Source organism: Nocardia sp. NPDC003726 (genome assembly GCF_053586955.1).
Window position 1 is genome coordinate 34,789 of sequence record NZ_JBSFNF010000007.1, and the last position, 14,616, is coordinate 49,404.

12 protein-coding genes are annotated in these 14,616 nt (G+C 70.1%); 3 read left to right on the forward strand and 9 right to left on the reverse strand.

The genetic code is table 11. From position 1 onward, the window contains the following. Position 1: 1 nt before the first annotated feature. From ACWDMM_RS11645 to ctaD, 9 genes are all read right to left on the reverse strand, one after another. Complete coding sequence (locus ACWDMM_RS11645; RefSeq protein ID WP_195078581.1) at positions 2–1,165, reverse strand: THUMP-like domain-containing protein; 1,164 nt, start codon at positions 1,163–1,165, stop codon at positions 2–4. A 175-nt stretch (positions 1,166–1,340) separates the two neighbouring features. Next, positions 1,341–2,318 carry a methyltransferase domain-containing protein gene (locus tag ACWDMM_RS11650; protein ID WP_195078580.1) on the reverse strand — a complete coding sequence of 326 codons (978 nt, stop codon included), beginning with the start codon at positions 2,316–2,318 and terminating at the stop codon, positions 1,341–1,343. 37 nt (positions 2,319–2,355) lie between these two features. After that, a complete protein-coding gene (locus tag ACWDMM_RS11655) occupies positions 2,356–3,132 on the reverse strand; it encodes an enoyl-CoA hydratase-related protein (protein WP_449937219.1) in 777 nt (258 codons plus the stop codon). Between the two features lie 143 nt (positions 3,133–3,275). Continuing rightward, a complete protein-coding gene (locus tag ACWDMM_RS11660; RefSeq protein WP_449937222.1) occupies positions 3,276–4,193 on the reverse strand; it encodes a hypothetical protein in 918 nt (305 codons plus the stop codon). A 575-nt stretch (positions 4,194–4,768) separates the two neighbouring features. Continuing rightward, on the reverse strand, positions 4,769–5,539 hold the full coding sequence (locus tag ACWDMM_RS11665) for an NUDIX hydrolase (protein ID WP_323124230.1): 771 nt from the start codon (positions 5,537–5,539) through the stop codon (positions 4,769–4,771). Between the two features lie 175 nt (positions 5,540–5,714). Then, positions 5,715–6,548 (reverse strand): ABC transporter ATP-binding protein, encoded by an 834-nt coding sequence (locus ACWDMM_RS11670; protein WP_195078576.1) that lies wholly within the window; start codon positions 6,546–6,548, stop codon positions 5,715–5,717. Between the two features lie 137 nt (positions 6,549–6,685). Further along, positions 6,686–7,492: an aminoacyl-tRNA hydrolase gene (locus tag ACWDMM_RS11675; RefSeq protein ID WP_195078575.1), complete on the reverse strand. Its 807-nt coding sequence runs from the start codon at positions 7,490–7,492 to the stop codon at positions 6,686–6,688. Between the two features lie 496 nt (positions 7,493–7,988). After that, on the reverse strand, positions 7,989–9,206 hold the full coding sequence (gene serB / locus ACWDMM_RS11680) for a phosphoserine phosphatase SerB (protein WP_357112336.1): 1,218 nt from the start codon (positions 9,204–9,206) through the stop codon (positions 7,989–7,991). Positions 9,207–9,388: 182 nt separating this feature from the next. Next, a complete protein-coding gene (ctaD, locus tag ACWDMM_RS11685) occupies positions 9,389–11,131 on the reverse strand; it encodes an aa3-type cytochrome oxidase subunit I (protein ID WP_195078573.1) in 1,743 nt (580 codons plus the stop codon). A gap of 752 nt (positions 11,132–11,883) precedes the next feature. On the opposite strand from ctaD, the gene ACWDMM_RS11690 reads away from it, so the two are divergent. From ACWDMM_RS11690 to ACWDMM_RS11700, 3 genes are all read left to right on the forward strand, one after another. Further along, complete coding sequence (locus ACWDMM_RS11690) at positions 11,884–12,690, forward strand: VOC family protein (protein WP_195078572.1); 807 nt, start codon at positions 11,884–11,886, stop codon at positions 12,688–12,690. Between the two features lie 188 nt (positions 12,691–12,878). Further along, the gene (locus ACWDMM_RS11695) at positions 12,879–13,973 is read left to right on the forward strand and encodes an ABC transporter substrate-binding protein (RefSeq protein ID WP_357112970.1); all 1,095 of its coding nucleotides are present in this window, start codon (positions 12,879–12,881) and stop codon (positions 13,971–13,973) included. A gap of 137 nt (positions 13,974–14,110) precedes the next feature. Further along, positions 14,111–14,572 (forward strand): AMP-binding protein, encoded by a 462-nt coding sequence (locus ACWDMM_RS11700; protein WP_195078570.1) that lies wholly within the window; start codon positions 14,111–14,113, stop codon positions 14,570–14,572. The last annotated feature ends 44 nt before the right edge of the window (positions 14,573–14,616 follow it).

Consider the following 14,616-nt stretch of genomic DNA (forward strand, 5'->3'; position numbering starts at 1 on the left):
GTCACGGGGTCGCACAGAGGAAGACCGTCGCGGTACGCCCTATGCGAGTGATCACCAGCGTATGCGGTCGGCTGCCACGTGGTTTGAGACGCGAACGGAGGGCATCGGGGTCGACGTCGACACCACGGGCGAGGATTTCGAGTGGGCCGCAGTCGCGGCGATGCAGCTCGGCGCGCAGGGCCTTCTCGCGGAGGTCCATGCGGTCGAGCACGCGGAATCCGCGTACTCCCTCGGGCACGGCGTCGCCGGTGAGATAGGCGATGCGCGGATCGAGCTGCCACAAGCCGTGTTTCGCGGCGTAGTGGCGGACGAGTCCGGAGCGCACGACGGCGCCGTCCGGGTCGATGATCCACTGCCCAGGCGGGCGCTCGTCGATGACGTCGGAGTCGGCATCGGTGATGGTCCACGCGGCGGCTCCGGCGGAGAGCACCGTGGCGCGGCGGGTGACACCGGCCTCGGCGAGTCCCGGCGACCACAGGCACGCCTCGCGCACCGAGCCGTCGAGCGACACCACCTCCACCTCGCCGGGCCAGGCGAGCCGGTCGAAATCCAAACCGGGAGCGCATTTCACGGCGAGATCGCGCCCTCGATAGGTGTCGAGCAGATCCGGCAGCGGCGGTTGCAGTTTTGCCGGGTCATGGGTGCGGCGGCCGTCGGCGCGCCGGGCCGGATCGGCGATCACGACGGTGCCTGCGCTGCACGGCCTCAGCGCGTCCGCCTTGGCCAGCAGGACATTTCGACGGCCGGACAGATTGCGGGCCGACATGGCCAGCCGTACGTCGTCCAGATCGCTGCCGAGCACGGCAGGACAGTGCGGCGCCAGTGCGGCCAGCTCGGCGCCGATCGAGCAGGTCACGTCGTGCACCGCCCGCCCGGCCAGGCGCGCGGCCCGGTGTTCCGCGACGGCCGTCGGGGTCGCCTGCTGCAAGGCGTCGTCGGTGAACAGCCACTCCCCCGCACCGGCGAGTTTGGCCGTGGCGCGGCGGCGCAGCCGGACCGTCTCGACCAGCGCAGCGGCCCGGTCGCCGTGGGCGCGGCGCACCAGCTCGAGGTCCTTCAGCAGGGATGCCGAGGTGAGCGCCAGTCCGTCCACCTCGGTCAACGCGGCCCGCCCGGTCGCGCTGTCCAGATACCCGACATCATCGCGGGTGAAGCGATACGCCACTATCGGTTCCGTCCCGGCGGGCGCGCCGAGCCGACCCGCCCGACTCCGACGATCGCGCCGGTGGTGATCCCTGCGCGGTTACGGCGTTCCCACACCCGCGGCGGCATGGGCTCGCCTCCGCCCACCGCAGCAGCACCGACCGTGCTGCCGGGGCGGGCGATGCGGTCGCGCGGCACTACTTCCCGGCGGAAGTGGGCTTCACGCCGGTGATCATGGCGTTGTAGAAGAACTGGCGCGGGACCACCCGGCGCATGACGTTCTCGTCCACCCAGCTCAGCCCGAGCCAGGCGCGGTACATCGCCATCCGGTAGCGCCAGGTGAGCTTCTCGGCGGGCACGGCCGCTTCGAAGGTGCGCACCGGCCAGCCCCACAGCGCCGCCGCGAACTCCTCCGTCTTGGCCGACACCTCCACCGCGCCCGCCGAGCGGGCCATGGCCTCCAGCTGGCGCGGATCGAAGGTGTGCAGGTCGACGACCGCCTCCAGGGCCGCCGCGCGCGAGGACTCGTCCAGCTCCTCCTGCGGACGCCGCCAGTCGCTGAGGATCGGCAGCTTGGTGACCGTGGTGGTGGCCTTCCAGGTGATGCGGCCGAGCCAGCGGGCGTAGAAGTTGCCGACCGTGGTCGGCTCACCGGCGAACACGAAGCGGCCGCCCGGCTTCAGCACGCGCAGGCACTCCTTGAGCGCCAGCTCGACGTCGGGGATGTGGTGCAGCACCGCGTGGCCGACCACGAGGTCGAAGGTGTCGTCCTCGTAGGGGATGGTCTCCGCGTCGGCGACCCGGCCGTCCACGTCCAGTCCCAGGTTCTGCGCGTTGCGCAGCGCGACCTTCACCATGCCCGGCGACAGGTCGGTGACCGAGCCCGATTTCGCCACGCCCGCCTGCATCAGGTTCAGCAGGAAGAAGCCGGTACCGCAGCCCAGTTCGAGCGCCTTGCCGTAGGGCAGCGGCGCGGGGCCGACGGCCAAGTCGAACCGGCCACGCGCGTATTCGATACAGCGCTCGTCATAGGAGATGGACCATTTGTCGTCATAGGTCTCGGCTTCCCAGTCGTGGTAGAGCACCTGGGCCAGCTTCGTATCCTTGAGCGCTGCTTCGACCTCTGCCTCGGTGGCGTGCGGGTTCGGCGCGGGGTCGTCGGGACGTACCGTCATGGTCGGCAAGCCTACCCAAATCCGCAGTTGACGCCTGCTATCGGCCCACGAATTCGGCCGATCCCGGACCGTTGGCCAGATAAGAACCTGTTCCTATCAGGCGATCTTCCGTCGTGAACAGGGCCGACCACTCGCCGCGGGCGCGATCGAGGCCGTGCGGACCGGCTTCGAAGACCGCTTTCGCCGCCGCCAGCGCGCGGGCGGGTCCGTCGGCGAACTGGCGCGCCCACCGCATCGCGGCGGTGTACACGTCGTCGGGCGCGACGACTTCGTCGACGAGGCGCAGCGCCTTCGCCTCGCCGGGTTCGACGAAACGACCGGTGTAGACGAGGTCCTTCGCCGCGCCGGGCCCGACCAGCAAGCACAGGCGCCGGATACCTGCGAGCGGGATCAGGCCCGTCTCGATCTGCGGTAAACCCAGTTTGACGTTGTCGCCGATGATGCGGCGGTCCGCTCCCAGCGCCAGCTCCAAGCCGCCGCCGAGGCAGTAACCACTGATCGCCGCGACGGTGGGCTGCGGGATCCGGGCCAGGCAGCCGAGGGCGTGCTGCAGATCGGCCGCCATGGCGGCGGCCTGAGCGCTGCCGAGCCCGAACAGTTCGGCCACGTCGTCGCCCGCGCAGAACACACGCTCGTCGCCGTACACGACCACCGCGGCGACACCCGGATCAGCCGCGACGGCGTCGGCCGCCTCGGCCAGCTCGCGCGCCAGCTGCAGGTTCAGCAGGTTCATCGGCGGGCGGGCGATCCGGAGGACGGCCACGCGCCGCGCGGCAGAACCTTCGGTCAGCTCCAGGGTCACGAATTCGGCCATGGGACGCACGCTACCGGGTGTCCACCGTCACCAGCGGTGAGCCCCGAAAACGGCGACGCCGGGTCGCCGGCGCCGGTCCCGCTCGGCACGACGAGCCGGCACGAGCAGGCGGCGGCGATCAATTCAGGTTTTACGGCACACGGTTACGGATGGCCGGCTCCTTGCGGCGCGCGGCGTGGTGCGAGGTCGATCCGGACATCGTCGGAGGTGGTGATGACGAAGACGCGGTCGCCGCGTTCCTTGTCCCAGTCGGCCGGGATGAGGAAGTAGCGGTCCTCGGCGCGGGCCAGGAGCAGCAGTCCGCTGTACTGGTAGCGGTATTTCGTGTCCGGCCCGGTGATCGCGTCGAGTCGCGACTTCCCGCCCGCGATGGCGAGTCGGTCGACACTGAACACCACCACCGCTGGTTCATGCGCGAGACCATGGTCTTCTTCCGCCCTCGCGCTCCGGCTGCCCTCGACGCCGGCGTAGTACCCGATCGCCCAGAATCCGCCGAGGAAGGCGAGGCCCAGTAGCGTGACCAGAAGCGGGACAGACCGCCCGACCGGTGGGCGGCCGAATGGTCGGTGGAGCAACCGATGGTAGGTCGCGGACAGTTCCAGGGCGTACCAGATCAATGCGACGCCGGCGATGAGCGTCAGCGGCAGACCGAGACTCGTCCAGGTGGGCAACTGCTTACGCAGCATGACCCCTATCGCGGCCCCGGCGCACAGCGCCACCCCGACAACGGTGACTGTCCGGACCCACCACCGCAGCGCCCACCGGGGCCGTCGAGTGCGCATCACCACCACGAGCGGCGCCTGCCGCAGCGCGAACACCGCCGCGGCGATCAACAACGCCAACAGGACGAGGAAGAACGCACCGTCGAGGCTCTTGACGAGATAGTCCGAGACGCTGAAGTCCAGCAGTCGGGCGTCGATTCCGAAGTGCCCGTACCAGGCGCGGGTGTACACCGATCCGACGTAGTAGAGCACCGCCACGGTCAGGGCCGCCTCCGACGTCGCCACCGCGACCGCGACCGCCCGTCGGGGCGGTGACGTCTCAGCGGTCCGCGCACTCATCGTTACGATGTCGGGGCCGGGGCACTGGTGATGGGGGAAGTCGGGGGCGTAGTGAGCCGAGCGCCCTTGTCGGGAGTGGTCACCCTGACTTCCACTGTTGTCGGCAAGCTTTCGGTCAAGGGGACGGTTGTCTCCGGTACCTGGATCGAGGGCGCGTTCGTCGGTGAAGCGGGGGGCTGGGTCGGCTCGGACCGAAGCACCGTCACCGTCGGTTGGTCCGTCGACGGAACGGGTTCGGCGGTCGGCATGGATGACACCGATGATGCCGGCGGAGTCGTAGTCGTCGAGCCGGGTGCGGGGTCGCGTCCGCCGCAGGCGAGCAGGAACAGGCACATCGAGATCAACAGCGGCACCGAACGCATCAGCCCCCCTCGGACCTGGAGAATGCAGCGATTGTCCCACAGACGGATTGCGCCAGGGCGATTTCGGAAGCGCTGGGCGCTGTGCACCGTCCGGGCGGGGTGGCCGTGATCCGGCGGCTCGCTGACGCGACAACCTTGCGGTCGTCCTGGAAGATCCGCGTTCCCAGAACGGACGCGGGCGAGCCCCCCGCAGGTCACCGGCGCCGGTGCCGTTCAGGGCCGTGCGGACCCTTTGAGTCGCCCGGCGTCGGGCAGGTCGGCGAAGTAGCGGTGGTTGTCGGGGAAGGACAGCAGCTGTTTGCCGTCCAGATCGGCCAGCACCGGCATGATCGGATCGATCCGGCGCCGCGCGGCCAAGATGTCGGCGGTCGAGCCGAATTCACCGAGCGCGACCAACTGCGACCAGGTCGGCGGAAGCAGCACGTCGACGCCGGAGCGCCAGCGTGCCAGCGCCTCGGCCGGGGTGCTCCATCGCACCTCGGCGGCCTCGGAGGTGGCGCCGTCGGCGCGCTGGCCCTCCGGCAGCACCGCGACGAAGAAGCGGGTGTCGTAGCGACGCGGCTCGATCACGGGCGTGATCCAGTTCGCCCAGGGCCGTAGCAGATCGGCGCGCAGCACCAGCTTCTCCTCGGCGAGGAACGACGCCAGCGTCAGTTCCCTGCGCTCCAGCCTGCCGCGCGCGTCCCGGTAGCCGGTGGTGTCGGAGACGACGCTGTCGGCGGTGGGCCCGGCCAGCAGCACGCCGCACTCCTCGAACGTCTCCCGGACCGCCGCGCAGACCAGCGCCTTGGCCCTGGTTTCGCTGGTCGCGAACCGTTCGGCCCACCACGTGGGTTCGGGACCGGCCCAGGCGATGTCGGCGGTTCCGTCGGACGCGTCGACGCCGCCGCCGGGGAACACGGTCATGCCCGCCGCGAACGCCATCGCGCCGACCCTGCGCTGCAGGAAGATCTCGGGCCCGTCGGCCCCGTCGCGCACCAGCATCACCGTGGACGCGTCCTTCAGCGGCGGTGCCGGTTGCTGAGAGTCTGCCTGCGCTTCTGTCTCACTCACCCTTGCACCATAACGGGCGCAGTCGGACGCAGTCCGCGCACGGCCGCAGCGAAGACGAAGGCACGCCTGACGCGCACGCACGGTGGGCGACCGCGCACCGTCCGGGTCAGCGGGTGCGGTGGCTGCCCGCCCGGCGGGAGCGGCGGGCGAAGTAGCGGCCGTCGACGCGGTCGAGCGCGATCGATTGGCTGAAGGCGTCGCTGAGGTTCTCCGCGGTGAGCACGTCGGAGAGCAGGCCCTGCGCGACCACTTCGCCCTCGTTGAGCAGCAGGCCGTGGGTGAACCCGGGCGGGATCTCCTCCACGTGATGGGTGACCAGCACGATCGCGGGGGCGTCGGGGTCGGCGGCGAGATCGCCGAGCCGCTCCACCAGTTCCTCACGGCCGCCCAGATCCAAGCCGGCGGCGGGCTCGTCGAGCAGCAGCAGTTCGGGATCGGTCATCAGCGCACGGGCGATGAGCACGCGTTTGCGCTCGCCCTCCGACAGCGTGCCGTAGGTGCGGTCGGACAGATGTTCGGCTCCGAGGCTTTCCAGCATGTCGATGGCGCGATCGGTGTCTACGTCGTCGTAGCGCTCGCGCCAGCGGCCGAGCACCGCGTAGCCCGCCGACACCACCAGATCGCTGACCTTCTCGTCCACCGGGACGCGGCTGGCCACCGCGGCCGACGACAGGCCGATCCGCGGACGCAGCTCGCTGAGGTCCACCTTCCCGAGCCGCTCCCCGAGCAGATGGGCGACGCCCGCAGTGGGATGCAGCTCGGCGGCGGCCATCCGCAGCAGCGAGGTCTTGCCCGCGCCGTTGGGGCCGAGGACCACCCAGCGTTCGTCGAGCTCGACCTGCCAGGTGACCGGGCCGACGAGGGTATGGCCGGAGCGGCGGACGGTCACGTCGGTGAAATCGATGAGCAGATCGGGATCCGGTTGCGGCACGCGCTCCATCTTGGCCCACCCGAGGGGGCACTTGCCAACGCAGGGAGGGAAAACCGACCCGGTCGGTCGGATCTATGCTGGAAAGCCGCCGTCCCGGCCGCATCCGCCGCACCGTCCGACACGCCCGCGCCGCCGTAGCGGAGGGTTCACCAGGACGCGGCGGGCACCGCGATCACCGTCATGGAGCCCGGCGCCACCTCGGTGTATCCCGCGTCGCGCACGGCGATCGCAGCGCCGTCGGCCACCTGTCCGGCCAGCGAGGCCCACTGCTGCTCGTCGGCCTCACGCACCGCGCAGCGGAAGCCGTGTTCCGCCCAGCGCAGCGCGTGCTCCACCGGCAGCGCGCCGGCCAGGAGCATGCTCGCGTGACCGACCTGCGCGGCGGCCTTGCCCAACGTCATCCCGAGCCCGGCGTTCACCCACAGCACCGGCAGCGCCGGATCGGGCGGGCCCGGCTCGTCGTGCTCGAGGTCGGTGCCGCCGATCTGCAGACGCTTGATCCGCGGATCGACTCGGCCCACCGGTCCCGGGACCAGCGCCCGCGCCTGCGCGCCGTCGATCTCCACTGTGACGCCCGCGACGTCGCAAGTCGCTTGCCACTGCGCGCCGCGCGCGCGCCGAGCCACCTTGCGAATCCGGGAACGCTTCCACGCCAGATAGCGCTCCTCCCACTCGCCGCCCGGCCCGACCCGCTCGTCCAGGCATAGGGCCACCGCAGCCGACGCGGCGGCGGCGAGCAGCGCACTGCGCGGCGGCGGATCGATCTTGGGCAAGTGCAGGACCATCTGCATCGCCTGCACCATGGCCGGGTCGTCCGGATCTCCGCCGCCGCCGTAGCCTCCGGCCAGTTCCGCGTGCCGGGCCCGGAATCCTTCGATGCCCGATGGCGTTGCCGCGCCGATGGTCTCGTCGTCCGCGCGGACTTCGGCGCCGCATTCCGGAATGCTCGTCATCGCTTCACCTCGATCATCGACGAAAACGTCTGGGCCGGTAGCGAACCCCGTTCCCACGGACGCGTGTACTCCCTCGTCGGAAGCGGCGCATCACACGCCACGCCCACAAAACTCCGCAGCGGCATCCCACCGGCGGCCGGCGCGACGGGCGCGGCCCGGACGGGTCCGGAATCCGTCGCTCGGTCCTGCTTCGCCCCGCCCGCATCACCTTTCGCGAAACCGCCGCAGTGGCCGGTGGACGGGTGCGCCGAGAAAACGACCCGCCGCCCGACGTGCGGTCGCCGCTGTTGTCCGGTGTCGGGGCCATGGCGCCGCACCCCACCGCCGACCCGGCGGGCAGCTGGCAAGGACTTGCGCACCAGTCCTCCGATCGACGCATGATCAACAGCAGCGAGCCTACCGATGGGAGCGGCGCGAACCATGCGCGCCGGTGTACGCAGCGCGGAGTCGAGCGCCGCCCGGCGGCCGGACGCCGCTGCGAGCCGAGCCGGCTCGTTCAGCCCAGTGGGACGCGGCGCAGCAAACCGTCCCTGGCGTCGGCGGCCTCCACCTCGTGCCGGGTGACCCCGAGGATGAACAGGACGGCGTCCAGATAGGGGTGCGACAGCGCGGCGTCGGCGACCTCGCGCAGCGCCGGTTTGGCGTTGAAGGCGACGCCGAGTCCGGCGGCGTTGAGCATGTCGATGTCGTTGGCGCCGTCGCCCACCGCGACGGTCTGCTCCATCGGCACCCCGGCGTCGGCGGCGAACTTGCGCAGGGCGGTCGCCTTGGCCGCGCGGTCGACGATCTCGCCGACGACGCGGCCGGTCAGCTTGCCGTCCACCACCTCCAGCGTGTTCGCCTGCACGAAGTCCAGTTCGAGTTCGTGCGCCAAGGGCTCGATCACCTGGCGGAATCCGCCCGACACCACGCCGCAGCGGAAACCGATCCTGCGCAGCGTGCGGATGGTGGTGCGCGCGCCGGGGGTCAGCTCGATCCGGTCGGCGACCTCCTCGATCACCGACTCGTCCAGCCCGGCCAGCGTCGCGACCCGCTGCCGCAACGATTCGGCGAAGTCGATCTCCCCGCGCATGGCGGCCTCGGTCACCTTGCGGACCTCGTCCTCCACGCCCGCGTGCGCGGCGAGCATCTCGATGACCTCGCCCTGGATCAGGGTGGAGTCGACGTCGAACACGATCAGCCGCTTGCCCCGGCGGGCCAGCCCGGCCCGCTCCACCGCGACGTCGACCTGCTCGGCCACCGCGACCTCGGCCAGGGCCGTGCGCAGCCGGGAATCGGTGTCCGGGCCGGAGTCGGTGGCGGTGACCATCAACTCCATGCCGGTCACCGGGTAGTCGGCGATGCCGCGGATGGTGTCGATATTGGCTCCCAGCGCGGCCAGTTGCCGCGACACCGCGCTGAACGCGCGCGCGGTGACCGGGCTGCCGAGGATGACCACCGCGTGGGTGGACATCGGCTGTCTGCCGATCGCCGCGTCCACCTCGACGTCGACGTGCATGCCGACGGTGTTCATGGCCTCTTCGAGCTCGTCCTGCAACGCCTCGGCATCGGTCGGGCAGGTGACCAGGACGCCGAGGGTCAGCCTGCCCCTGATCACGACCTGCTCCACGTCCAGCAGGCTCACCCCGTGCCGGGACATGGCCGCGAGCAGCACGGACGTCACACCGGGGCGGTCGGGCCCGGTGACGGTGACGAGGACGGTGGTGTCGGCCAACTGATGCGCTCCATGTTCGATGTTCGCCGTCGCTGTGCTGGACGTCGTTGTCGCAACGCACGGTGCGTACTGATCTCCACAAACGAGTGTGCACCCGCTGGTGACCAGCGGGTGCACACTCGTCGCGCTGAATCCTACGGCGCGGCCGGACCTCGCTCGTTCGGCCCCGCCGCGGCAGCGCCCTACTTCGCCAGGGCGTTGGGCTCGTGCAGGTCGGTGGCGTGCTTGCCCGCGCCCCAGCCGACGTGCGCCTCGGCCCGCATGCGCTCGATCATGTGCGGGTAGTGCAGCTCGAACGCGGGACGCTCGGAGCGGATGCGCGGCAGCTCGTAGAAGTTGTGCCGCGGCGGCGGGCAGGTGGTGGCCCACTCCAGCGAGTTGCCGTAGCCCCACGGGTCGTCCACGGTGACCACCTCGCCGTAGCGGTAGCTCTTGAAGACGTTCCACAGGAACGGCAGCATCGACGCGCCGAGCACGAAGGCGCCGATCGTGGAGATCGTGTTCAGCGTGGTGAAACCGTCGCTGGGCAGGTAGTCGGCGTAGCGGCGCGGCATGCCCTCGGCGCCCAGCCAGTGCTGGACCAGGAAGGTGGTGTGGAAGCCGATGAACGTGGTCCAGAAGTGCCACTTGGCCAGGCGCTCGTCGAGCATCCGCCCGGTCATCTTCGGGAACCAGAAGTAGATGCCCGCGTAGGTGGCGAACACGATGGTGCCGAAGAGCACGTAGTGGAAGTGCGCCACGACGAAGTACGAGTCGGTGACGTGGAAGTCCAGCGGCGGGCTGGCCAGGATGACGCCGGACAGACCACCGAAGAGGAAGGTGACGATGAAGCCGATGGAGAACAGCATCGGCGATTCGAAGGTCAGCTGACCGCGCCACATGGTGCCGATCCAGTTGAAGAACTTCACACCGGTCGGGACCGCGATGAGGAAGGTCATGAACGAGAAGTACGGCAGCAGCACGGCGCCGGTGGCGTACATGTGGTGGGCCCACACGGCGATCGACAGCGCGGCGATGCCCAGGGTGGCGTAGACCAGCGTGGTGTAACCGAAGATCGGCTTACGCGAGAAGACCGGGAAGATCTCCGAGACGATGCCGAAGAACGGCAGCGCGATGATGTACACCTCGGGGTGGCCGAAGAACCAGAACAGGTGCTGGTAGAGCAGGATGCCGCCGGTCGCGGGGTCGTAGATGTGGCCGCCCAGGTGACGGTCGTAGGCCAGGCCGAACAGCGCGGCGGTCAGCAGGGGGAAGGCCAGCAGCACCAGGACGCTGGTCACGGCGATGTTCCAGGTGAAGATCGGCATCCGGAACATGGTCATACCGGGAGCGCGCAGGCAGACCACGGTGGTCAGCATGTTCACGCCACCGAGGATGGTGCCGAGACCGGACACCGCCAGGCCCAGGATCCACAGGTCGGTGCCGACGCCGGGCGAGTGCAGGATGTCGGTCAGCGGCACGTACGCCGTCCAGCCGAAGTCCGCGGCGCCGCCGGGGGTGATGAAGCCGGCGGTCGCCATGCTGGCGCCGAACGCGTACAGCCAGTAGCTGAAGGCGTTCAGGCGTGGGAAGGCGACGTCGGGAGCGCCGATCTGCAGCGGGAGGATGATGTTCGCGAAGCCGAACACGATCGCGGTGGCGTAGAACAGCAGCATGATCGTGCCGTGCATGGTGAACAGCTGGTTGAACTGCTCGGGCGACAGGAACTGCAGGCCCGGCCTGGCCAGCTCACCGCGCATCAGCAGGGCCATCAGGCCACCGATGAGGAAGAAGCCCATCGACGTGGTCAGGTACATGACACCCAGGACCTTCGGGTCCGTGGTGGTGACCATCTTGTAGATGAACGAGCCCTTCGGCCCGGTCCGAGCCGGATAAGGCCGAGTCGCTTCCAACTGAGGGACTGGCTGGGGCTCTACGGCAGTCACTGATCCTCCTGAAAGGTGCCTTTAGGTCGCTCCGCAGGCTCCGCTGATCGCATCCGTTCCGATGTCGGAACAGACGACAGTTCGCTTGCGCTCTCCGAATCGTAAACCCGTCGGGATGGAGCGAGCCGAACGGGTCCTACTCTCTGTCGTAGCTGTGTTGTTTGGCCGCGCCTTCGCCGCGGCGTGTTCGCGGCCCCTTTGTGGCTCGTGTGTGCGCGACCGCCGCTTGCTCCTTCGTCGCGTACGCGGCGGCCGCGCACACGCGAGCCGGGCCGCGAACGGCGGATGCTCGGTCTCGCTTCGCTCGAAAGACGTGGTTGCGGTGGGTGGTCGCGTAGGCAGCAACCTATGGGGTTGAGTGCTTGCGGTGTCGGTGCTGCTTGCTAGGGGCGGCAGGTGTCAGCGACGGCGAAATAGGCCGCTTTGGGGATGATCTCTGCTGCGAACGAGTGCCCAGTGCCGGGCCAGTAGCGGATGTGCACGCCTGATACTGCGTGATCAGGTCGGCCCACAGCAGGGGCGCGAACTACGACGAATCAGCGCCCAGCGACACCGTTTGTTCCATTCGCACCCGGGAAGCAAGGCCGGTGGCGCTCGCAGGCCCAGCCCAGGCGGTGGTCGCCGCCGCCTCGCTGGGTCGGTCCTGACCTTCCTCCGGCGCTCGAGCTCCTCGTGCCGGGAGCGATTAGTTCTGCGCGCGGGGGGCGTCTGTAGAGGTGACACGAGTTTCACCACAGGCCAGGAGGGCGGCGATGACCACACCGAAGCGCACGAAGATCGGCGATCCCTGTTGGGTCGACTTGTACAGCTCCGATCTCGATCGGAGTATCGCGTTCTACCGCGAACTGTTCGACTGGACCGCGGAGAGCGCGGGTGAGGAGTTCGGCGGGTACGTCACCTTCCGCAAGGACGGGCGCGCGGTGGCGGGGGCGATGGCGAGGATGCCCGGCGACACCGACAGTCCCGAACAGTGGACGGTGTATCTGGCCAGTTCCGGGGCACAAGCCACCGCCGACGCGGCGACCGCGGCGGGGGCGTCGCTGATCGTGCCGCCGATGGCGGTGGGTGAGCTGGGCACGATGGCCGTGCTCGGCGATGTCGGTGGCGCGGGCGTCGGCATCTGGGAGGCCGGCACGTTCCCTGGCTTCGAGACCATGGGTTTCGTCTCCGGCGGTGAGTGGCGCGATCACGCGGGCGCGCCGTCCTGGTTCGAACTGCACACCCGCGACTACGAGGCCTCACTGACCTTCTACCGGGACGTGTTCGGCTGGGCGGACGTCTTCACCGTCTCCGACGCCCCGCAGTTCCGCTACTCGACCATCCACGCCGAGAGCCCGATGCTCGGCGGCGTCATGGACGCCTCGGCTTTCCTGCCGGAGGGCGCGCCCGCGGGCTGGATCGTCTACTTCGGCGCCGACGACGTGGACAAGACCGTCGGCCGGCTCACCGAACTGGGCGGCACGGTGCTCTCGCCGCCCCAGGACACCCCCTACGGCCGGATGGCCGCCGTCACCGACGCCACCGGCGCCCGTTTCAGCATCGGCGGCAATCGAGCCTGACCGCTGCGGCCCGCACGAAGATCCGCCGCCCACCCGCGCGCTGAGACCGGAACGATGTCTCCTGACCGCGACCGATTCGCTCCGGCGGATTCTTCGAATCGGGTGGTCGATTCCTCGACCGCGAAGCGCAGCGCACCGCCTCGACCTCACCAACGGCTCGACACCCGCCGACATGTACCCTCACTCGCATGCCGGTGAGCGACGTGATGCAGGTACGCACCCGAATTCGCACGGTTGGTCAGCGCGGCGGCGCGGCCGGTCACCGGTTCCGGGCGGTCGTGGCCGGGTGCGCCGCGCTCCTGCTCGCGGGCTGCGGCGGCGCCACCGACGACTCCCCCTCCATCGTGCGCACCACCACCAACATCGCGGGCGCGGGCGTGGTGGGGCTGGAGCGCGACACCACCCGGGCGTGCGCGCTGCCGAGCGCACCGGATCCGGCGGCCGGGGAGACCCGCAGCGTCACCCATGCGGCGGGGGTTTCCGAGGTGCCCGCCGACCCGCAGCGCATCGTCGTGCTCAGCACCTCCGCGCTGGACGCGGTGTGCGCGCTCGGTCTGTGGGAGCGGGTCGTGGGGACGGTGACCATCGACGGACCCAGCCCGCAACCGGCATACCTGGGCACCGGCGTGCTGAAGATCCCCGGCGTCGGCACCGTCGCGCAGCCGGACCCGGCCCGGATCGCGGCCATGCACCCGGATCTGATTCTCGGCGAGAACCCCACCGGCGCAGCCACTTTCAGCGCGCTGCAGGCCATCGCCCCGACCGTGCTGGTCGGTTCGAACAACAGCTGGCAGGCCGAATTCGCGGCGTTCGCGGCCGGTATGGGACGCAGCGACGCGGCGGAGACCGCATTGCAGAACTACCGCACCGAGGCGCGCGACACCGGCGCCACGCTGGCGGCGGGCCAGACCCAGGCGTCGGTCATCAGGTTCACGGCCGACGCCCAGCGGGTGCAGGGCGGCGACAGCTTCTCCGGCCAGGTGCTCGCCGACGCCGGCGTGCAGCGTCCCGCCGCGCAGCGCGGCTCCTCGTTCGACGTGCGCGAGGACGAGTTCGCCACCAAGGCGGAGGGCGACGTGATCTACGTGATCCTCGCCGGCCAGGAGGGCAAGGAACACGGCGAGCAGATGCTGCGCGGCGACGCGTGGAAGGAACTCGGCGCCGCCACCGATCGCCGCGTGTTCGCCGTGGAGGACACCGTCTGGCACGGCGACGGCCTCACCGCCGCCCGCGCCCTGCTCACCGACCTGCGCAACACGCTCAACGGCTACGTGACCGACTGACCGCCCACCCCCTTGGGTGAGGTTTCCCCCACCCTGGGAGTGCGCGGACCAGCGCTGGGGTTGCTGTCGAAAAGCCCTTTCGAGGACGAGATTCAGAGGTACGCGAACAACCTCTCCATCGACCTCGAGGACACGACATGCACACGCTGACCGATTCGCTCGCCGACAACCTGTACTCCCTGCCGGTGGCACAGCCCGTCGCCGAGGTCGATCCGCAGGCGGTCGTGGCGTCCGCCGCCGATTGCGACCTGACCTACGCCGAGTTGGATCGCTGGTCCAACCGCATGGCCCGGCTGCTGCTCCGCCTCGGCGCCGGACCCGGCACCCGGATCGCGGTGGCGATCGACCAGCCGATCGAGTCCGTCGTGGCCGAGCGCGCCGCCACCAAGCTCGGCGCCGTCACCGTCCCGGTGACCGACGACGGCTCCTACATCCTCGGCACCGCGGTGGGCATCACCACCAAGGACCAGCGACCCGAGTCGGCGGACGAGATCACCTGGCTGGTGCTGGACGAGCGCTCCACCCTGCAGCGCTACCTGACCAGCTCCTCGGCCCCGTTGCGCGCGGCGGACCTGGATCTTCTCCCGAAAGCCGCCTGACCGGACCCCAACCCCTCCCCCGCGACCCGAACAGCGATGTTCGG